Origin of the sequence: Arthrobacter sp. H41 (assembly GCF_000520535.1) — a bacterium.
GTDB lineage: Bacteria > Actinomycetota > Actinomycetes > Actinomycetales > Micrococcaceae > Arthrobacter_D.
Genome location: NZ_AZRZ01000499.1, coordinates 1 through 944, shown reverse-complemented (window position 1 = coordinate 944; position 944 = coordinate 1). Strand labels below are relative to the sequence as shown.

The window sequence follows — 944 nt, the reverse complement described above, 5'->3', positions numbered from 1 at the left end:
CTGTAAGGCAATCCTGGAAGCCGCTGTCATTATCCGGTGGAGGAACTACACCCCGGACTTATGGTGATCGTGTTGTCCTAGCTGATGTATCCGTTTGCTGTCTTGCGGCGGGTGGTGAAGACCGCTGCTGCCGCGATGATCAGGGTTGCGGTGAGGGCGGCGATGCCGATCGTCGTTTCGTTGGTGTTGTTCGCGGCCGGTGTTCCTGTAACACCGGTATCCGCCCCGCCGGTGGGCATTTGTCCCATCTGGGTGGAGCCGAAGTTGTGGTTATCCAGCCAGGCGGAGACCTCGGCTGAGAACTGGTCCTTGGTGTTGTGAAGGGTCAGGGCGTGGCCGGTGGCCGGGATGGTCACCGAGGTGATGTCCTGGACTCCGGTGAGCAGGGCTGCTTGTTCTTCTGCCTGAATGGGGTAGATCGCGTCCTCGCCGCCGATCAGGACCAGGGTGGGCGTGGTGATCGATCCGATGTTGGCTTTGTTGGTGTCTACCGCGGCCATGTAGGAGGTGATGTCACCACAGGGGTCCATGTTGCGCAGGCCCGCGGTGGTATCCACCACTGCTGGTTCGGCGTTGTCGGTGAAGAAGTGGGCTTTGATGAACATCTCCGGGGTGTCCGCGCCGAAGTAGACGTACCCGGGGGCGCCGGGATCGCCTTCGGAGGTTGCCCCGCCGGCTTCGCAGGCCGCGAGCGCGGTTTCCAGGGCGCCCATCGCGGCGGGGGAGACGGTGGTGTCGGAGTAGGACAGGACCATCAGCCCGTCGATGTCCCCGAAACTGTAGGCCGCGGCTTGGGCGATGATCCCTCCGACGGAGTGCCCGGCAAGGACCACCTCCTCGAAGGCTGCGGCGCTTGCTGTGGTGTCGCCGGCCTGGTAGTCGCCGCTGCGCAGTTGGGTGACGATCTGGTGGGCGATATCCGCGCGGGATCCGAAGCAGATGCC

1 protein-coding gene is annotated in these 944 nt (G+C 63.9%); it reads right to left on the bottom strand.

Annotation, left to right across the window (positions count from 1 at the left end):
* Positions 1 to 77: 77 nt before the first annotated feature.
* Positions 78 to 944: alpha/beta fold hydrolase (locus Y705_RS0101805; RefSeq protein WP_026531617.1), on the bottom strand; the 867-nt coding region annotated here is incomplete at its 5' end.